Origin of the sequence: Bacillus sp. BML-BC051 (assembly GCF_019656175.1) — a bacterium.
Lineage (GTDB): Bacteria > Bacillota > Bacilli > Bacillales > Bacillaceae_G > Bacillus_A > Bacillus_A mobilis.
Genome location: NZ_BPLI01000019.1, coordinates 38,689 through 57,115, shown reverse-complemented (window position 1 = coordinate 57,115; position 18,427 = coordinate 38,689). Strand labels below are relative to the sequence as shown.

Sequence of the window (18,427 nt, the reverse complement as noted above, 5' to 3'; positions counted from 1 at the left end):
ATTGCTTTACTTATAAGAATGTACTTACTTTTTCAATTCCTCATCTAACCACCATTTAAATTCACTTTCTTGTAATAGAGCATGAGCAGCATCCGGACCATACGAGCCAGACTCATATTCATGAAGAGGTAACAAGTTCTCTTCGAACGCTTCAAGGATTGGCTGCACCCATTCCCATGACAATTCAACTTCTCTCCAGTGTGCAAAGAATGTAGAATCTCCGCATATAGCATCATAGATAAGCCTTTCGTAAGCTTCAGGTATTCCCACTCCTGTTTGCTCACAAGTGAAATGAATACGGATCGGTTCAAGCTCTCCATTGTTCAATGGATTTTTACTATTTAATTGGAGTGAAACATTTTCATTTGGACTAATTTCAATGATTAACAAATTAGGCGCTGCATTTGGATTACTATCTTGATACTGCTGTTTTAATGTATTTTTAAACTCAATTACAATACGAGTAGACTTTTCTTTCATTCTTTTTCCTGTTCGTATGTAAAAAGGAACATCAGTCCAAAATGGGTTATCAATCCATAAGCGAGCCGCAACAAATGTGTCCGTTTGAGAAGAAGGATTTACTCCCGGCTCCTCTCTATACGCTACAACTTGTTGTCCTTTTATCTCCCCGGAAGCATATTGTCCGCGAATGATATGGTTCTGCACGTCTTCTTTTTTCACTTTACGAAGAGTCTCCATCACTTTTCGTTTTTCCTCACGAATTTCACATGCATTTATCTTTTCCGGCAGATTCATTGCAGTCATCATTAATATTTGCAGCATATGATTTTGAACCATATCGCGAATTGCTCCTGCATGATCATAATATCCTGCCCTTTCTTCTACACCAACCGTTTCACTAGCTGTTATTTGTACATTCGCTATATGTTCTTTATTCCAAATCGATTGGAGAACAGGGTTTGCAAATTCAAGCGCTTCAATGTTTTGAATCATCGGTTTACCTAAATAATGATCAATACGGTATATTTCGTCTTCTTCAAACGTTCGGCTAAGCTTATCATTCAGGTCTCGGGCAGATGGAAGATCATGACCAAACGGTTTCTCAATCATTAGGCGCTTCCATCCCTCCGTTTTATCCAGTCCACTTTCTTTAATATTTAAAGCAATGGTCTCAAAGAAGTCAGGAGTAACTGAAAGATAGAACATTCTATTCCCTTGTATATTTTGTTCTTCTTCCCTCTCAAGAACTACTTGTAATAACCTTTTATAGTCTTCTGGCTTATTCACATCTAACGGACAATAACGAAAATACTCTAAAAAATCTTCTATGTTCGGAGTACCTTCTTCCCTGCGACGAGAAAAAGTTTCTATGGATTCTTTTACTCTTTTTTGAAAATCTAGATGAGATACTTCACGTCTTCCAAGCCCGATAACGGATATTGGCTTTGGAAGCTTTTGATCTCTATATAAGTTATATAGCGCGGGATAAATTTTTCTTTTAGCTAAATCCCCTGTCGCTCCAAATAAAACAAAGGTCATCGATTCCAATTTCAGTCCTCCTCGTGATGTATAGTCATTGTCACTATAGTAAGAATGCATTGTACAGAAGCTACTATTATTGTTGATTCACTCTCGCTTCTTAACTTCAAATTTTTTATATTTGTCGCCTTCTCATTGTCCCCAATATTAATAGTGGCAATTCAAAGCATTTTTACCACATACTACTTACTCACTTACACTTATATAAAATAACTTAATTACTTTTAGTAATTTAATTACGTTATGTTTATCATATTAACTCCGTAGATTATTATCGTCAAGAAAAGTGTCTCGAATTAAAGATTTTAATTCCGTAACATCTTATTAGAAATATGTTGAACTGAATAATAAAAAGGCAAGACCGAACATATTCTTGTTCGATTTTGCCTTTTTACTATTGCTTTAAATGATTTTTTACTGCCCTTATAACTAATTCATGATCCTCTTCTGGTGGTAATCCTGAAACTGTTATCATTCCAATGACCCCTACGTCTTTTATTTGGACGGGAACACATCCACCAAACGCAGCATAATCCGATCTATCTAAAAGATACTTTTCATTATATGGAACGCCCGTTATTTCACTTTGTATTTGCATATAATACGAGCTATGATTATGCAAAGAAACAACTCGTTTTTTACGCTCAATCCACTGCGTATTTTCCGCAGTTGTCCCTGTCATCTTGAAATGAAATAGTTGCACACCATTTTTCGCTATATCAACAGCAATCAATTTCCCTTCTTGCCTCGCCGTTTCAACGATAAATAAACCTATTTGCAAAGCATCTTCATTTGTAAAAGAAGAAAATTGAAGTGTTTCCTCCTCTATTAATATTTGCTTACTTATTTCATTCAAATTTGAAGCGCTCATATGTTTATCCCCCTTACTCAACTTTATGCGACTCTATCGTAAGACCTTTCCATATAACTAATACTGTAAAGCGTACTCTTTTCTTCCTGGTACTATTATGAATTATATTTAACTCATTAAAAATGTATGTCCTCTAGTGCTAAACATTTCGTATAGAAGTTTTCTTCCCGCTACTACTTACAAGCATAAAAAAACCAGTTACTTAAGCAACCGGTTCGCTAACAAATTTATATGGGATATTCATTCAACCAAAGGAATGCTTGTTCATAATCATCAAAAAATTTTACTGATTCTTTTGTATTAGATTGTTGTAAATAATTCAGTATCTCCCCTTCTTCAAGAAGAAAAGCAATTGCCTTACTGTGTTTCAAAATCGTTTCATTGAAAAACTTATCTTTCCATGCTTTTTGAACAGAAAAATGATCTGGCGTATATCCTTTTCTATCCACCAACACTTTGTATTTCCGTCCCTCGAAAATCAATTGCTGACAAACCTGCTCGAAGCAATTAAACCATTCATACACATCATCTGTTTTAATCTTGCCGATAAGACGGGTAACAATTATATCACCCGAAACCGTTGTACTAATATTCAGTTTATTCAACCTAGAATCATCTCCCTTAGTTACAATTATGCAGAAATACCTCATAAAATCAATCAGATAAAATTGTCACGCATTAAAAAAGGACAGACTCTCCAAACGGAGAAGCCTGTCCCAAAATTGTTCTATTTTATTTTGCATTAGAACTAACAATCATGAATTAGAATAATGATTTAATACTTGCTAAAACAGTAAGTACACCTACAATAATAACAAATACGTTACTCATTTTCCCTTTGTATTTAGCTAGTACTGGTACTTTATTAATTGCATACATCGGTAATAGACATAAGATAGCAGCAACTAATGGACCGCTTAGAGAATCAATAAGTCCAAGAATACTTGGATTTGTATAAGCAACAAACCAGCATGATAATACAACAAAAGTAAGGACGATTGTCTTAATTGTTTTTTCTTCAATTACTTTTCCACGTGATTTACCGAACTTAATAATCATGTCACGCATTACTTCAAATGCTCCGATATAATGGCCAAGGAAAGACTTTGTAATAGCCACAAAAGCAATGATTGGAGCTGCAATCGTAATTACAGGTGAATTAAGCTCATTCGCAAGATATGAAAGAATTGATAAGTTTTGCTCTTTTGCCATTTTTAAATCCTCTGGAGTCAAGCTTAATGTACTACTCCAAACGAAGAACATAACTACAGCGAATGTCATGATATAACAAACTTTTTGTATTTGCGCACATTTAGCATCAGTAGCTTCTATGCCATACGTAGCTCTTTGCTTCACAACAAATGATGAAATCATAGGTGAATGATTAAATGAGAATACGATGATTGGTAGAACCAACAATATCGTTCCAAAATATCCTGTTCCTGTTGAAGCAGTAGAAACAGCTGAGAAGCTAAGCATTGACGTATTCCACTGTGGAATTAAAGATATTGCGATAAACAGTAGAGAAGCTATGAAAGGATACACTAGCATACTCATGATCTTTACAGTAATATCTTGACCAAAATTCAGTATAGCGATAAGACCAAGAACTAATACAAGTGATAAAATAGCCCTTGGAGGCTCTGGCATGTGCAATTGATGCACGATAAAACTACTTGCAGTGTTTGTAAGCGCAACCGAATACATTAGTACGATTGTATAAATTGAACCGAAATATACGATGTTAAAAATGATACTTGCTTTATTTCCGAAATACTCTCTAATTGTACCTGTGATCCCCTCATCAGCAGAATTAGAAGCGTATATCATTTTAGCAAGTGCCCTATGTGAGTAATACATAACTGGATATGCAAGCAATGTAATTAGTAGTAATGATAATAATCCACCTGAACCTGCATTAATCGGTAAAAAGAGCACCCCTGCTCCAATTGCAGTTCCAAATAGGCTCAATGCCCATGTAGTATCCTGCTTATGCCACTTTTTCGGATCTGCATATTGCTCATTTTTTAGTGCGGTATTTTCAGCTTGAACTTCTATTTTCTTTGCAGTATTCCCGTTCATATAATAACTCCCCCTTGTATCTATTCCTACGTCTCTTTTTATTGCTAACAAATGTTTACCTTTTTGGATAATGAATTCCTTACAAGTTGCCCTACATTGTATGTCCTTCATCAAAATGAATCCAAATTGAAACATTCGCTAGTTAGCGTCCTAACATAAATGTTAGCGTTCACAAAAAAGTTTACTCGTAATATCCGCTCTTTATATAAAGACCGCTTAAGAGAACAATATAGAATAGACTTCATATAGTACGTTGCAACATTTTTAATAACAGTGTATTACTTTAATGGTTTCTCTTTTTTACTTTTAACAGTAATTTTAGCTAAACCAGCCTCTCATCATTTGTGAGGCATTTCTTTCTCAATTCTATACATCACTTTAATAGCTTCGGCAGCATTTATGGTATTGATTACACAAGCCACTGAAGCACTTTACATACATTTCGCCTCTAACCACACACCCTTCTTACTAATAATCGCATTTTTTATATTTTCTCCAGAGATAATAAAATTTCTCTCGACGCCCTCATTATAACGTGTATATTTATAAAATTAATATTTTTATATTTTCAGAAATATTAATTGGATATAATTTTACATGGATAATATTTTACAGTTAGCGCGCAACCCTTGCCCCTATCACTTATAACGGAATTAATTAGCATAAAATACAGTAAAATATTGTTTATTTAAGCTACTCATTTTAAAAATTTTATATTTTTCTTTATCGAAAAATTTTATTTCAAACTAAAAAAGATATTCTAATAAATAATTAATGTGGTTAAAAGAAGTATCTCTTCAAATACATAAACCAATTTTCAGGATATATATTACCACTATTGCATTCATATACATTTTTAGGAAAATACATATTTTAACTTGATGGCAATGAGAGAACCGCTAATATTTTGCAAAATCTACGCTAAACGGAAAAATAAGCTGCCCATATGGACAGCTTATTTACATTATTATTAGGAGGGAGCAAACAAATCACTTCAATGTCATCTTAATTGTAGTTTTTTCAACTCTTCTTCAGAGATATTTCTATGTTTGTAATGAATGGATTTTAATTCATTTCCTTTTATCCCGCGTTAACGGACAGTAAAACTCCCACCTCAAAATTCAGTTAGAGGAGAGAAGTTAAATGTCCGTAAACGTCCGATTGGTTCAACTAATAATCAGTGGGGGATGAACAAAACTCCCACTGATTAAAGTTTCACTTTATACGAAAAGTAATTGTGTCCTCTCCATAAGGCGGATTGTTTGCCCCTTCAAAAGTTTGAATTTTTACAGTTACATAGAAAATATAATAATATAATCTTTAAAATCCCTCATTAACTAGCTCTCTTATCGAGTTTAATTTTGCAGAGAGCTCAATAAACCATTCTTCATCCCCTGTTAATAATGCAAGGTCTATAAGATAAAGGATTTGCTCCTTATTTATTACCTTTGATTCAGGGAGTTTGTTAACGTGTTTACTAAAGAGTAAAATCGCTTCGTTCATTGTGTACTTGTCGTCACGTTTCACAATGCTAACTGTAACTACATCTTCCACTTCATCAAGTGATACAATGTAACCAACTATGAATTCACCCTCATTTGATATTCCACGAACCCAATCTCCCTCTTTTAAAACATGATTATTATTTGACATCATACTTTTTCACCTTCTTATAAATATTTTTTGTACCGATAAAAAAGATATAAAAAACAGCTTAAACTGTATTATTTTTAATTACAGTTATTTTTTAAGAACTCACGGCTACATAATAATTAAGCCGCTTAACGTTCTTGATTAATAAGGTCAACAACTTCTTTCATTGTATAATTCTTTAAATATTCACCTAGATGTTCTTCCGCACCTAAGAAAATAGCAAAAAGAACTTTCCGCATATTCGAACCTACAATACACTGATCATTTGATTCTGGACACTTCGGCTGCAATGCCCCTTCAGAGGTTATTTGATAAATATTCCAAAGATTAATTTCACTTAAATCACGAGCAAAAATAAAACCTCCACCAGTTCCCTCTTTTGATTGTATAAACTTATGTTTTTTTAACAAACTTAGCACTTTTCGAATGCGTACGGGATGAACACCTGCACTTTCTGAAATAGCATTACTTGTTGACATCCGATCTGGCTGTAAAGCTAAATAAGTTAAACTGTGAATGGCCAAGGTAAAGTCGCTGTTCATTGTTGTCCTCCTACGATAAAAAATATGATTTCTCGCTTAGTAACATACTGTAGCCATAAATATTACAGATAGGTTAGTCAAACGTAAAAATATAAGAAGCATGCTTAGCATGAAAAAATAAATCTCTTTATATTCTATCAGAACTCCCCTATATCTCCTAACTTCAATTAACTTTTTAAGTTACAAATCAATTTAAACAGTCCACTGTTTCTTAACTTGTTCTTCTGCCAATTGTTTAATTTGTGACCAAATCGTATCTTTACTCACAATAACATTTGTGCGATAGTTTCTATCTTTATAATTAACTGTAACACATACTTCAATCACTTCTGTTTCCTCCTTTCAAAATATTACTTATTAATTAGCCATTTTTTGCAATTCCATATTCAAAAATGTTCGAACGCTACGCGGTAAAAATTTTCGAATTTCATCCTCGTTAAAACCAACCTGTAATCTTTTTTCATCCAACATAATTGGACGACGTAACATTTGAGGATACTCAATTATTAATTTATAAAACTCATTAAGCGAAAGCGCCTCAATATTTATATTTAATTCCTGAAAAGTTTTAGATCTAGTTGAAATAATTTCAGTAGCACCATCTTCAGTTAAACGAAGAATGGATTTAAGTTCATCAACTGTAAGCGAATTTGATACGATATTTTTTTCGGTATAATCAATTTGATGTTCTTCAAGCCATGCTTTTGCTTTTCGGCATGAACTACAGCTTGCTGTCGTATATAAAATCACCATATTTTACACACTCCTTTACTTTTTTAAATTATTATATAGATTATTAAAATGTATTTAAAAAAATTACAGTTTAGAATGAAATACACGTTAGATTATTTATTCGAGAATATTTAATTTATCTGTTTTTTACAAACGATGGCAACTCACTTCTAAAAACCATACTGTAATTTTAAACTTTACAGTTCTATTAATCAACTGTTAAGTCTTGGATACATTCCATTAGTGGAACAAATTATATTCCACTTTATTCATTTCTTTCCTACATGTTTAGCATAATAAAAGCTACTGCATTGAACACAGCAGCATTGCAAGAGTAAATACGCGAACAAAAAAGCAAAGCGCGCACACTTTGCTTCTTACAAAATCCCTTTTAACTTTTTACCAATTAACTCCGCTACATATTCATAACCTTGTCGGCCAAAATGTAAACCGTCTTTTTCATCAGCTGTAATACTATCACCGAAGCATACTAACGTTTTCATAGAGCTAATTCTCCTTTTACGTACGAAATAACTTCCCTTCTACCGCTTTAATATATCTTTCAGCAGAACGTTCCACTGCCTCATTTGCATTCTCTTTCACTACCCCGTGAAAAGCATTATATAAACGGTTAAATTGCAAAGGCTTCACTCGATTCGCCATTTCCTCCACTTTTCTCGCCGGTAATGGAATTAAGTTCGGATAGCTGTACATGAAGCTCACCCACTGCTGATCCGCTACGACTTGAATAATATCACCTGTTAATAAAATACCTTTCCCGTCATTTCCTTCTTCCCAATGTAATACAGAACCGCCGCTAAAATGTCCTCCGAGACGATGAATAGTAATTCCGTCCGCTAATTGTAAAGACTCCCCAGACCAGTAAATAATACGACTACTCGGGCGTACTACCCACTCTTTATCGTCTTCATGTATATAAATTGGTACGTCAAACGTTTCTGCCCATTCTACTTGTGTTGAATAATAATGAGGATGAGATAGTGCAATCGCATCTAACCCGCCCCACTCTTTTACCTTCTCAATTGTCGTTTCATCTAAATACGTAATACAATCCCATAATAATCGATAAGAATCCGTCTTTACGACAAATGCCGTTTGACCGATTGCAAATTTTGGTTTTGTCGTAATACTATAAAGTCCATGCTCTTCTTCTATCATTTCATTTTTATATGTATCACTCGTTCGCAAGTTTTCTAAAGTCGTCCAAGACTGCCCTTTTGGATTTACATATTGTCTCTCCTCATCACAAATAACACAACTTACCGGTTCTTCCACACTTGCCGCATACTGTACGCCACACGTTGTACAAACGAAATTTTTCATAATAATTCCCCCTACCCTATATTTTTATTAAGCTGATTTTTGTTGATAATGATCTAGTTTTTTATTTTCAATTAATAAACCTATTAGAGTCAGTAAATAGACAGCTGTAACTGACAATGGAATGACAGTAAATCCATCGTCTGCAAAAAGAATCCCGCAAACTGAAGTTAGGAATACAGTCCCTATTGACAATAAACCATAACTTTTACTCTCATAAATCCATACGTACGGTACAAAATGAACACCTATTAACATCGCTACTACAAAAGGTAACCACTCTGGAAATTGAAAATAGGCAAGTAATACAAACGGAATATTTAATACATTTATCCCGCCAATTAATCCAGCTAAAGTCCCTAGCGGATTTCCTTTCGCAAACATATCAATTTTTAATATGGCAGCTATCATTAAACCTAAAGGAAACACACAACCCATCCCAATTAAATACACCCACACAACTTGCTTTTCAGAAAGAAGGATACCCGTTACACTCGCTACAATCCAAAACAAAATACCAGCTATTATAACAGGAACTCCCTTCTTCGTTTTTTGCGCTAAATCTTTTTTTGCTTCTGCTATGTTCATTTCACTATCTCCCCCCAACTATTTGTACTATAAAGCCGGATTGATTTCGTCCATCCAATAACGCCAAGCTACTAAATACTCTTCTAAATCTTTCGGGTGGTGCCTCAAACATGTATCTATACGCAAATATAATCCTATGACTATCTCCCCGTACAAATCTCGTTCTTTTTTATGAAATAAACATTGCTTCATCGCATAAGCAATCGTTTCTTTTGTAAGATCTTCAGGAGTTGAACAAAACGCGTAAATTAAATCATATAAAGGTTCTCCTAAAACAGGTAACGGATCAATTACGCCATGTAACCTATTCTCTCGAAATATAAAATTATGAAATCCGCAATCACCATGTAATAAAAATGGCTGATTTACTCCGGCATCCCTATTCGCTAGTTTAAGAACGGTTCTATACTCTTCCTCACTTATGTAACGTCTTACATTTTCATAAGCTTCCATCACATTTGTCGTTAAAAATTCATTCCAAGATTGAACCGGATTTTCTTTCCAGCCCCAGCCATCTGCCTCTGGAACAATTTTATACTTATTGATCACTTCTTTTACAAGTGTACGAAGCGTACTTCGTTTATGTCCTTGTTCGCACCACGTACTCCCTTCAAGGAAAGAATACACAATATAAGTATGTAAAGGTTCCTTATACAAAAGCTTTGAAAATAAAGTATTACCCTCATAAAAAGAAAGAAAATGAGCTTCTTCACGTATTACTTCCGCTTCATTCAGCTTTACTACATATTTTTCATCCAACAAATAAACAGTACTTGTCGTTCCTCCGTTCAACGCTTTTACGCTATTTGGATTATGTGAAATAACTTTCTCCTTAACTAGTTGTGCAGCAATTATTGAAATGTCCATTCTCCCACCCTTTAATTCCGAAGATTCCCTTAATTCAAAGGGCAACTTTACTATTATTTGACAAACTAATAGGAAACCCCTTCCAAAATCTTAATATAACAAAAATTCATTTACTTTTATATTTCAAAAATAGGGAAATACTAACAACAACGTTACATACATATAGGAGGACAATATGAAACCAGAATTTTTAAAAGCGGTACATGATGCCATTGGAAATGTCGAGCACATTCATATAGAAGAAAGCGGTGTAGACAGCTTACTAATCCATCATGATGATGTACAGCAGTTACAACAAGTCGCTAAAACGTTAGAAAATAACAATTTCCGCTCTGCTGTAAGAACGACTGGAGATGCTTCGTATATTGAAGTGTTGAACAGATAATGAAAGTCCGGGTGTATTCCGGGCTTTCTTTTTTTATCCAATTGTACTTATGTGTAGCAAACCATTTCATGTTATCCACAAAATTCCAAATGGTTATTGAATACTTATAAAATCACACTTTACCACTTCAATTCCCCCACACCAGGCTCAATAAACTTCCCTGAAGCATCCCCATTTGAATCGATTACCCAATCATATATATTTTGTGCACCTTCAGCCGGAGTCATATTCGCATCAAAGGCACCAATGTCAGTCTTTAATTTTCCAGGATGAATTGCCGTTACACGAATTCCTTTACTTTCAAACTCTTGTTGTAAGCAGAGTGTTAACATATTTTGCGCTGCTTTAGCAATTCGATAGGAATATGAGAACTGACCTTGCGGAAACTCTTTGTTCGCCATTTTATGTAATGATCCTAATCGAGAGGACACATTTATTATTCTCGGATGATCCGATTTCGCTAAAGCCACATATGTACCTTTTACAGCTCGAATTACACCTAAGCAATGAATGTTAAATACGTCCGTTAACTCTTCTGAATTCGTCTGTAAAACCTCAGTCTCCTTCCCAGTAATTCCAGCGTTATTTATAACTAAATCAATATACTCTGTATATTCCTTAAGCTGGTTCTTAATTTGCTCCGTACTCTCATCAATTGATAAGTCTGCTAATATAGGAAAACATCTACTACTAAACATTTGCTTCAATTGCGTAACCGCAACCTCAGTTCTGACTAACGGATAAACGATATGCCCATTTTCATGAAATACTTTTACTAACTGTAACCCTAATCCGCGATTTCCACCTGTAATTAGAACTCTCATATTTCCATCTCCTTATTTTTAAAATAAATAAGAAAATCCATCCACTTCCCATTCTCTAAAGAAAACGCCTCTCTCTTGCATTCAAAAGAAAAACCAGCTCTTTCTGCAAGATGAACGGATGGTTCATTATCAACATGTATATGTAATTCAATTCTATGAAAACGAAGGCTATTAAAAAATAACGATAACGCAGCTTTCACACTTTCCATGCCATATCCATTTTTCCAGTATTGATTATGTATGGAATATCCCATCATCGCCCACTGATAGTCCATACGTAAAATTTTTATAAGCTCTAGCTTTCCAATATTAGCTCCGTCTTCTTTACGAAAAATACCTAATACATACATCTCATCTCGATGTGCTGCTTCATCAAAACCTCTTATCCATTCCGCGAACCATTCTTTTGTTGAAGACGACATGTCATGATAGCCATCATCGTATTTATACTGAGCTGGTAAACGCATTTGGAATCCATCTAGCCAACTTTTATAATCTTCTTTTTGAAACGGACGGATACTAAGTCTCTCTGTCTCTACTTGTAATAGCGGCAGCTTCATCTATATCTCTTCCTTTAATTAATAATTGAATATTCTTTATTATCTTACACAAAATACAAAATCTAGTAAATTATTATGTTTTTGATAAACAGAGCCCTGTTAAACTACAATGTCGATTTTTGAGACATACAAAAAGGAAACCCCGTTCTGAAGGGTTTCCTTTTGCCATTACACTACCAATGTTATCTATGATTTAAAACGGTATATTCTGTCTTTAATATCCCATAAACATCAACATCTTCATATGTATTTAATAAAAGTCTATTCTGTCTCAATGTGCCTTCTTTACGCAAACCCGACTTTTCTAACACCTTAATCGATGATCTGTTTCTGGAAATAGCAGATGCCCAAATTTTATTTAAACCTAATTCAATAAAACCAAAATGAATCATTCTATTTACAGCCTCGGTTGCAAAACCTTTCCCCCAATAATTCTTACCAATCCAATAACCAAGCTCACCTCTATTGTTACCTTTGTCAATTCTTAATGTAATTGTACCTACAATTTCTCTTGATTCTTTAGAAATGATTCCTAAAGGATATTCGATTCCTTGCCTTATAAGTTCTGGTTGCATATCAACCCAATCTTGCGCGAACTCCAATTTATATGGGTGTGGAAGCCCAAGAATATTGGCTAATTCCTTGTCATTAGCTAATTCTTTAATTCTACATACATCATCATTGGTAAAAGGTTCTATACATAAATGCTCAGATTCTAATTTTATAGCCACATTTTCTCCCCCTTGTACTGAAATTAATTAACTTCCTTTATTTTCAATATTACACTAAAAATAAACAAAAAGTTTCAAATATTAACAATATCCACTAACAGAATCATAAACAAAAAATCCAGTTATGCTTTGTACATAACTGGATTCCTCATCATCTAATCACTTTTTATTTTACAAGTACATCTTCTCTTAATTCCCTCTTCAATACTTTCCCTAAAGCATTTTTCGGTAATTCTTCCATAAATACAACTTCGGGTATTTTATAGCTTGCTAGTTTTTCTTTACAATGCTGTATAATTTCTTCTTCCGTTAAAGACGTTTGCATATCTTTTACAATGTACGCTGTCGGAATCTCTCCCCAAAAGTCATCTGGAACTCCAACTACTGCAACTTCTAAAACACCATGTATTTCATGAATAATATCTTCTACTTGATCTGGATATACGTTATCACCACCGCGAATGATAACGTCTTTATATCTTCCCATAATATGCAGGAATCCATCGTCATCTATCATGCCAGCATCGCCCATGTTAAACCAATTATCTTTTACTACCTTCTTTGTCGCCTTTTCATTATTCCAATACCCTTTAAACATGTATGGACTTTTCACATGAATCTCGCCAACTTCATTTGTTGTTAGTTCATCACCTGTTTCTGGATGGACGATTTTCAGCTCTACATGTTTAAGAGTTTTTCCTACAGAAGACATCTTTTCTTTTCCCATCATTGGATGCCAAGAAGTGACTACCCAACCTTCTGTACTTCCATATCCTTGCACCATATATATTCCTTTTTCCATATATTTTTGAATAAGTGTTTCTGGCACTTTTGTACCACCGCTTTGCGCTACTTTAAAAGTTGAAATGTTACGTTCTTTTTTATTTAGCTCATCAAGCATGTAGCTATAAACAGCTGGGAACGCAAGCATCGTCGTAATCTTCTCTTCTTCAATCTTATCCCAAATAAGAGTAGGATTCGAATCAGCTAAGAAGATCATCGTAACACCATGATAAATGCAATTTAAAATAGAAAGCACCCCACTCATATGGAACAATGGATGTACGGATAAAAAGCGTTCACCTGCAGGAAATTCTCTTTGGCCCGCAATTTCAGTAAAATAATGATGTAAGTTTTTATGTCCAATTACACATGCTTTTGCCTGTCCAGTCGTTCCTGAAGTAAATAAGTAAATCGCATCATCATCTTCATGAACTTCTACGTTCGGTTCTGTACTTGGCTGTTCTTGTAATATTACTTCAAATGTACCAAAGCCTTCTTCTGTCGTTTTAATTACATAAGGAATTTCTTTAACAGCATCAATCTTTAAAGCTTCATGAAATTCTTCATCAATAACTAACACTTTTAATTTTGCTTCTTTTACAATCGTTTCTAATTCAAAAGCAGTAAGCTGATGATTTAACGGAATACATACCGCTCCAATTTTTAAACTTGCCATCATCACACTTGGAAACGGATGATTATTTTTGCATAGTATTCCAATGCGATCTCCTATTTGTACACCGTTCTGTAACAAATAGTGTGCAAGCTGATTTACTCGTTCATTATACTGTTGAAACGAATACCTTTTCTCTCCGCCTACAAGCGCTTCCAAATTTGGTGACTGCATTGCTCTTTTTTGTAATAATTTTTGCATCGTTCTCAAGTAAAACTCCCCTTTATATATGTTAGGTTTTTTATTTTACCAGATTAACTATTAATTTACTAAAGATTATACTTAGTGAATATAAATTTTATAAAAATAGCCATCTACTTAACAAGTAAATGGCTATTCCCTCTTATATATTAGAATACTCCTTATTCATCACATATCGTACATACTCCGGTGCGCTTTTATCAATCTCTTCATCACTTAATTTATATTCAGCACCGTATAAATAAAACGAAGGTATAAATTTCATATCTGTATATAAGCACGTAGCTTGAAATGGTTTTGTTAACTCATCCATCGTGATCCCACTATTTTCATAGTCTTTTTCTAATCCACCTATAGAAATAGCTACACCAAACTCTTTTCCCTTCACTTTATCCCCTTTTGATCCGTACGCAAATCCATATGTTAATACATCATCAAACCATTTTTTTAATAGTGGTGGTGAGCTGTACCAGTATAGCGGAAATTGAAATATATATCGGTCGTGTTCTACTAACAGCTTTTGTTCTTCTTCAATATTAAACTCCCAATTTGGTGCCACTTTATATAATTCATGCACCGTAATTTCATCCGAATATTTCTCAAGTTCTTCAATCCATCTTTTATTAATTTTTGATTTTTCAATATCAGGATGTGCTACAATTACAAGTGTTTTCATCATCTTCCATCCCCTTTATAAATTATTCAAACCTTTACGTATTAGTATGAATGAGTCACATATAATTGAAAAGTACGTACTTTAAAGTGCTATAGGAACCTTAAAGTACCTGTGGAGGTGTTATATGAATCAAAATGATGACTGCCCAATTGCAACGACACTCGATGTAATCGGCGGAAAATGGAAAGTTCATATTTTATGTGTGTTAATGGATGGAAAAATGCGAACAAGTGAAATCCGACGAGAAATCCCAAACATTACGCAAAAAGTTCTGACTCAACAACTTCGGCAACTTGAAGCTGATGGGATTATCCATCGTACTGTATATCAAGAAGTACCACCAAAGGTTGAATACACAATAAGTGAGTATGGGAAATCTTTAATGCAAATTATGGATGAACTATGTGAATGGGGAAAAGATCATCAAATGAAAAGATTACATGACTAAACTAGTGGGAACGGCACATCACTATCAAGCTAACAAAAAGACCCTAATAAGATAACTTTCATTTTTATAGTCCCTTTAAAATTTAGCTTGATAGTGATACGGCAAGACCCAAATAAAGAAGTGTATAAAACAAATTAAAAACAACAACGCATACGACTAATGTTAATAAGATAATTATAGTCGCTGAATTGCTTACTTCATTTTGAAGTCTAAACAGTCACCCTTTAAGCTAAACTTAATAATATCGCTTTTGTACGGTTATCCGTTACTTCATAATAAATTTCTAATCCTTTCCGAGTACCTGTAACGACTTTAGTAGCTTTTAGTTTAGATAAATGTTGACTAATTGTACTTTGAGGCATTTGTAATGTTTCATACATTGTCGTTACGTTAATAGGACCTTTTGCAAGCATTATTTTTACTAATGATAAACGGACAGGATGTGCTAATACCTTTAATACTTCAGTGATTTCTTCATACATTTTCATATTTTTTCTCCCCTTTTATATAACTATTAATGATATCCATATATATAATTCGAAAGGATATACGATTTTATGTCCGTCATTTTAAAAAAAAATTAAAAAATCTCTTCAGATAGAGGGAATCCTCCCAATTCTATAGATTTTTCTTACACTCTATATTATGTGATAGGAACTTTCCTTACTGAGACCCTCTACCATTGTTTCCTTGACCATTCCCGTTATTCCCTTGCGATTCTCTTCCGTTGTTTCCTTGCTGGTGCCCATTATTTCCTTGTGATTCTCTTCCGTTATTCCCTTGCTGATTTCCACTATTCCCCTGTGATCCTCTACCATTGTTCCCTGGCTGATTCCCATTATTCCCTTGCGAGCCTTTTCCGTTATTCTCATGCTGGTTCCCATTATTCCCTTGCGAGCCTCTTCCGTTATTCTCATGCTGGTTCCCATTATTCCCTTGCGAGCCTCTTCCGTTATTCTCATGCTGGTTCCCATTATTTCCTTGTGATTCTCTTCCGTTATTCCCTTGCTGATTTCCATTATTCCCTTGTGATCCTCTTCCGTTGTTCCCTTGCTGATTCCCATTATTTCCTTGTGATCCCCTACCGTTGTTTTCTTGCTGGTGCCCATTATTTCCTTGCGAGCCTCTTCCGTTGTTCTCTTGCTGATGTCCACTATTTCCTTGAGACCCTCTACCATTATTTCCTTGCGATTCTCTTCCGTTGTTCTCTTGTCGATTTCCATTATTTTCTTTTATTTGCTTCGGTTGCTGTTCCTTAGATTGCTTTTGTTCTATATACTCTTTCTTCTCGTTGCTTTCTTCTTTTACAGGAGGTGCGTCCGATAATGCATCAGAAGATGACTTTTCTTGTTCTTGATTAGACGGCGGTGCAGGTGGAGTAAGCGATTTTTTCTTCTCATTCTCTTGTTTTATATAAACGCCCGTTCCAACTCCTGCTTTCTTGGCATCCTCCCGTATTTGCATCGTACTGCTTTGATATTCAACTGTAATATGTTTTATCTCATACTCTTTCTTTAATTCCTGCAAAGCCTTTTCCAACTGTGGTTCTAGCGACTTGTCCTTTGCAACAGCCGTTAGCATAACTTTCTTATCATTTGTTAAGTACTTATCCTCTTGACTCTGCTTTATAATCGTACGTATTACGTCTTGCAGATATTTATTTTCCCACCCTTTCATTTCTTGTAAAATACGCCTTCCATCATCATTACAAGCCCGCAAATCTATAACACGAAGATCCTCCGTTACGCTCGCCTCTAAACTTGGATTTATATCAACTGAGACATAAGCAAACACTTTTTCTTCTGGTTGATTGTAGAAAAACAGCAATACGCATAGAAAACCAGCAACAATTACTGTTGTAGGCTTTAAGAAAGGTGGTATTGAAAAACGCGGAGCTCTTTGTTCTTGTTTGTTAAACGAGATTTCCTCTCCTATCATGTATGGATGCGCTTTTCTTTTAAATGTAATAAACTCTCCATTTGGAGTTAAAACAACTACGTTATGCTTTTTTATATCCATCACAATTCCTTTATTCATCATGCTTTTCCCCTCTTATGTAATCAAGAATATATGTATAGTTGTTTGCAAAAATAATGCACATTGCAATAATGTATTTTCTATGTCGTTCCAACGTTTTACGACTTACCCTAACAAGTGGTTCAATATCTTTTAAGGGTAATTTTTTCTTTCGGAAGAGCTCTTCCATCATTTCCTCTTCTTTTATAATAATCTTCACAATTTCTATTAGGTGCTCACGCGTATCACGATGCTTAGGAGATTCTTTAGCAAGCTCTGAAAATGTGATTTTAAACTCAGCCAACACACTTTGAAAATGAAGAATTTCCTCCTTACGGTTACTATTTTCCATCTCTTTCATATACTCCGTAAGCGATACTTGCATTTCTAACATTTCCTCTTGCTCATCTTCTTTTAAAAAGACAAAGTTATGCTTAGACTCCTTGCGTATATAATCAATTACATCTCTTTTTATAAGAAGATCAGCAAACGCTAAAAAAGATTTCCCTTTTTTATATGAATACTGTTCAATTGCTTCGTTAAACGCAAACAGTCCAATACTATATTCATCATCCTGTTCTGTAATATATCGGCGACAGACAGACGAGATTGATTTTCTAATAAAAGGCTGATACTGTACGATAAATGCTTCCTTATCTCCTCCGTTGTTTTGTATGTTACATACGATATCTTCTATTTTCGGTTTTCTTAGGATCTTCATTACTAAACTCAACACTAGTAATCTCCCAGCCTCCTTCAAATAGCAAAAAGGCCACTAAACAAATGACCATTCAACCACATTTTGTTAGTACTTTTCTTGAGGTTTATCCTCTTGCTGTTACTTATATTTTTCGAGACCAACTTTTTTCACCGTTTTCTTAATAATTTTCTTTTTCTCTCGGCACTAAAGTTAAGTTTGTATTTTTCATGTACTTTCTTATTTTCTTCCGCTTT

General features: G+C 34.4%; 21 protein-coding genes and 2 pseudogenes. 2 read left to right on the top strand and 21 right to left on the bottom strand.

The annotated features are described in order from the left end of the window. Positions 1-24 precede the first annotated feature (24 nt). From zwf to K5S59_RS11360, 13 genes and pseudogenes are all read right to left on the bottom strand, one after another. On the bottom strand, positions 25-1,509 hold the full coding sequence (gene zwf / locus K5S59_RS11420) for a glucose-6-phosphate dehydrogenase (protein WP_120450593.1): 1,485 nt from the start codon (positions 1,507-1,509) through the stop codon (positions 25-27). Between the two features lie 385 nt (positions 1,510-1,894). Then, positions 1,895-2,371, bottom strand: a complete 477-nt coding sequence (locus K5S59_RS11415) for a heme-degrading domain-containing protein (protein WP_001276579.1) — start codon at positions 2,369-2,371, stop codon at positions 1,895-1,897. 227 nt (positions 2,372-2,598) lie between these two features. Continuing rightward, positions 2,599-3,021 (bottom strand): SpoIIAA family protein, encoded by a 423-nt coding sequence (locus tag K5S59_RS11410; RefSeq protein WP_098237415.1) that lies wholly within the window; start codon positions 3,019-3,021, stop codon positions 2,599-2,601. 112 nt (positions 3,022-3,133) lie between these two features. Continuing rightward, positions 3,134-4,453, bottom strand: coding sequence for an aromatic amino acid transport family protein (locus tag K5S59_RS11405; protein ID WP_001014164.1), 1,320 nt, complete (start codon positions 4,451-4,453; stop codon positions 3,134-3,136). A 1,218-nt stretch (positions 4,454-5,671) separates the two neighbouring features. Continuing rightward, positions 5,672-5,758, bottom strand: a pseudogene (locus tag K5S59_RS11400) (DUF3888 domain-containing protein); the annotation flags it as partial. Between the two features lie 15 nt (positions 5,759-5,773). Further along, positions 5,774-6,109 carry an IDEAL domain-containing protein gene (locus K5S59_RS11395; RefSeq protein ID WP_000987456.1) on the bottom strand — a complete coding sequence of 112 codons (336 nt, stop codon included), beginning with the start codon at positions 6,107-6,109 and terminating at the stop codon, positions 5,774-5,776. 125 nt (positions 6,110-6,234) lie between these two features. Continuing rightward, complete coding sequence (saiR, locus tag K5S59_RS11390; RefSeq protein WP_001083470.1) at positions 6,235-6,648, bottom strand: Rrf2-family transcriptional regulator SaiR; 414 nt, start codon at positions 6,646-6,648, stop codon at positions 6,235-6,237. Between the two features lie 192 nt (positions 6,649-6,840). Next, positions 6,841-6,975, bottom strand: coding sequence for a BA3454 family stress response protein (locus tag K5S59_RS11385; RefSeq protein WP_000573524.1), 135 nt, complete (start codon positions 6,973-6,975; stop codon positions 6,841-6,843). A gap of 30 nt (positions 6,976-7,005) precedes the next feature. Then, a complete protein-coding gene (gene spxA, locus K5S59_RS11380; RefSeq protein ID WP_000236195.1) occupies positions 7,006-7,401 on the bottom strand; it encodes a transcriptional regulator SpxA in 396 nt (131 codons plus the stop codon). Between the two features lie 356 nt (positions 7,402-7,757). Beyond that, positions 7,758-7,847, bottom strand: a pseudogene (locus K5S59_RS11375) (esterase); the annotation flags it as partial. A 52-nt stretch (positions 7,848-7,899) separates the two neighbouring features. Then, entirely contained in the window at positions 7,900-8,724 is an 825-nt protein-coding gene (locus K5S59_RS11370; protein ID WP_120450595.1) for an MBL fold metallo-hydrolase, read from the bottom strand. Positions 8,725-8,751: 27 nt separating this feature from the next. Next, positions 8,752-9,309 carry a DUF7010 family protein gene (locus K5S59_RS11365; protein ID WP_001017281.1) on the bottom strand — a complete coding sequence of 186 codons (558 nt, stop codon included), beginning with the start codon at positions 9,307-9,309 and terminating at the stop codon, positions 8,752-8,754. Positions 9,310-9,336: 27 nt separating this feature from the next. Continuing rightward, a complete protein-coding gene (locus tag K5S59_RS11360; protein WP_120450597.1) occupies positions 9,337-10,176 on the bottom strand; it encodes a phosphotransferase family protein in 840 nt (279 codons plus the stop codon). A gap of 175 nt (positions 10,177-10,351) precedes the next feature. Between K5S59_RS11360 and K5S59_RS11355 the strand changes: the two genes are divergently transcribed. Further along, positions 10,352-10,561, top strand: coding sequence for a hypothetical protein (locus tag K5S59_RS11355; RefSeq protein WP_000801657.1), 210 nt, complete (start codon positions 10,352-10,354; stop codon positions 10,559-10,561). A 119-nt stretch (positions 10,562-10,680) separates the two neighbouring features. Here the strand turns inward: K5S59_RS11355 and K5S59_RS11350 are convergent, their stop codons facing one another. The 5 genes from K5S59_RS11350 to K5S59_RS11330 all read right to left on the bottom strand — a co-directional run bounded on the left by K5S59_RS11350 (position 10,681) and on the right by K5S59_RS11330 (position 15,009). Then, entirely contained in the window at positions 10,681-11,385 is a 705-nt protein-coding gene (locus tag K5S59_RS11350; protein WP_001264501.1) for an SDR family NAD(P)-dependent oxidoreductase, read from the bottom strand. Further along, positions 11,382-11,945, bottom strand: coding sequence for a GNAT family N-acetyltransferase (locus K5S59_RS11345; RefSeq protein ID WP_098258050.1), 564 nt, complete (start codon positions 11,943-11,945; stop codon positions 11,382-11,384). Before K5S59_RS11345 ends, K5S59_RS11350 begins: the two co-directional genes overlap by 4 nt. Before the next feature lie 182 nt (positions 11,946-12,127). Then, positions 12,128-12,676 carry a GNAT family N-acetyltransferase gene (locus tag K5S59_RS11340; protein ID WP_000985511.1) on the bottom strand — a complete coding sequence of 183 codons (549 nt, stop codon included), beginning with the start codon at positions 12,674-12,676 and terminating at the stop codon, positions 12,128-12,130. A gap of 166 nt (positions 12,677-12,842) precedes the next feature. Next, positions 12,843-14,342 carry a class I adenylate-forming enzyme family protein gene (locus K5S59_RS11335; protein WP_098258051.1) on the bottom strand — a complete coding sequence of 500 codons (1,500 nt, stop codon included), beginning with the start codon at positions 14,340-14,342 and terminating at the stop codon, positions 12,843-12,845. A 133-nt stretch (positions 14,343-14,475) separates the two neighbouring features. Further along, positions 14,476-15,009, bottom strand: a complete 534-nt coding sequence (locus K5S59_RS11330) for an NAD(P)H-dependent oxidoreductase (protein ID WP_120451104.1) — start codon at positions 15,007-15,009, stop codon at positions 14,476-14,478. A gap of 124 nt (positions 15,010-15,133) precedes the next feature. Here K5S59_RS11330 and K5S59_RS11325 point away from each other — a divergent pair, with 124 nt between their 5' ends. After that, positions 15,134-15,457: a winged helix-turn-helix transcriptional regulator gene (locus K5S59_RS11325; protein WP_001072966.1), complete on the top strand. Its 324-nt coding sequence runs from the start codon at positions 15,134-15,136 to the stop codon at positions 15,455-15,457. A gap of 224 nt (positions 15,458-15,681) precedes the next feature. On the opposite strand, the gene K5S59_RS11320 is transcribed toward K5S59_RS11325, so the two are convergent. The 3 genes from K5S59_RS11320 to sigI all read right to left on the bottom strand — a co-directional run bounded on the left by K5S59_RS11320 (position 15,682) and on the right by sigI (position 18,209). Next, the gene (locus K5S59_RS11320) at positions 15,682-15,945 is read right to left on the bottom strand and encodes an ArsR/SmtB family transcription factor (RefSeq protein WP_048546570.1); all 264 of its coding nucleotides are present in this window, start codon (positions 15,943-15,945) and stop codon (positions 15,682-15,684) included. A 175-nt stretch (positions 15,946-16,120) separates the two neighbouring features. After that, positions 16,121-17,494 (bottom strand): anti-sigma-I factor RsgI family protein, encoded by a 1,374-nt coding sequence (locus tag K5S59_RS11315; RefSeq protein ID WP_302476566.1) that lies wholly within the window; start codon positions 17,492-17,494, stop codon positions 16,121-16,123. Then, positions 17,487-18,209, bottom strand: a complete 723-nt coding sequence (gene sigI / locus K5S59_RS11310; protein WP_097843041.1) for an RNA polymerase sigma factor SigI — start codon at positions 18,207-18,209, stop codon at positions 17,487-17,489. The genes K5S59_RS11315 and sigI overlap by 8 nt, the downstream gene beginning before the upstream one ends. Positions 18,210-18,427: the final 218 nt, after the last annotated feature.

What these genes read in the sequence shown, in the direction of transcription:
- K5S59_RS11370 (WP_120450595.1), bottom strand. Translation starts at nt 8,724, where the DNA reads ATGAAAAATTTCGTTTGTACAACGTGTGGCGTACAGTATGCGGCAAGT.
- spxA (WP_000236195.1), bottom strand. Translation starts at nt 7,401, where the DNA reads ATGGTGATTTTATATACGACAGCAAGCTGTAGTTCATGCCGAAAAGCA.
- K5S59_RS11405 (WP_001014164.1), bottom strand. Translation starts at nt 4,453, where the DNA reads ATGAACGGGAATACTGCAAAGAAAATAGAAGTTCAAGCTGAAAATACC.
- saiR (WP_001083470.1), bottom strand. Translation starts at nt 6,648, where the DNA reads ATGAACAGCGACTTTACCTTGGCCATTCACAGTTTAACTTATTTAGCT.
- K5S59_RS11350 (WP_001264501.1), bottom strand. Translation starts at nt 11,385, where the DNA reads ATGAGAGTTCTAATTACAGGTGGAAATCGCGGATTAGGGTTACAGTTA.
- K5S59_RS11345 (WP_098258050.1), bottom strand. Translation starts at nt 11,945, where the DNA reads ATGAAGCTGCCGCTATTACAAGTAGAGACAGAGAGACTTAGTATCCGT.
- K5S59_RS11410 (WP_098237415.1), bottom strand. Translation starts at nt 3,021, where the DNA reads ATGAGGTATTTCTGCATAATTGTAACTAAGGGAGATGATTCTAGGTTG.
- K5S59_RS11395 (WP_000987456.1), bottom strand. Translation starts at nt 6,109, where the DNA reads ATGATGTCAAATAATAATCATGTTTTAAAAGAGGGAGATTGGGTTCGT.
- K5S59_RS11315 (WP_302476566.1), bottom strand. Translation starts at nt 17,494, where the DNA reads ATGAATAAAGGAATTGTGATGGATATAAAAAAGCATAACGTAGTTGTT.
- K5S59_RS11415 (WP_001276579.1), bottom strand. Translation starts at nt 2,371, where the DNA reads ATGAGCGCTTCAAATTTGAATGAAATAAGTAAGCAAATATTAATAGAG.
- K5S59_RS11365 (WP_001017281.1), bottom strand. Translation starts at nt 9,309, where the DNA reads ATGAACATAGCAGAAGCAAAAAAAGATTTAGCGCAAAAAACGAAGAAG.
- K5S59_RS11320 (WP_048546570.1), bottom strand. Translation starts at nt 15,945, where the DNA reads ATGAAAATGTATGAAGAAATCACTGAAGTATTAAAGGTATTAGCACAT.
- K5S59_RS11325 (WP_001072966.1), top strand. Translation starts at nt 15,134, where the DNA reads ATGAATCAAAATGATGACTGCCCAATTGCAACGACACTCGATGTAATC.
- K5S59_RS11355 (WP_000801657.1), top strand. Translation starts at nt 10,352, where the DNA reads ATGAAACCAGAATTTTTAAAAGCGGTACATGATGCCATTGGAAATGTC.
- K5S59_RS11360 (WP_120450597.1), bottom strand. Translation starts at nt 10,176, where the DNA reads ATGGACATTTCAATAATTGCTGCACAACTAGTTAAGGAGAAAGTTATT.
- K5S59_RS11330 (WP_120451104.1), bottom strand. Translation starts at nt 15,009, where the DNA reads ATGAAAACACTTGTAATTGTAGCACATCCTGATATTGAAAAATCAAAA.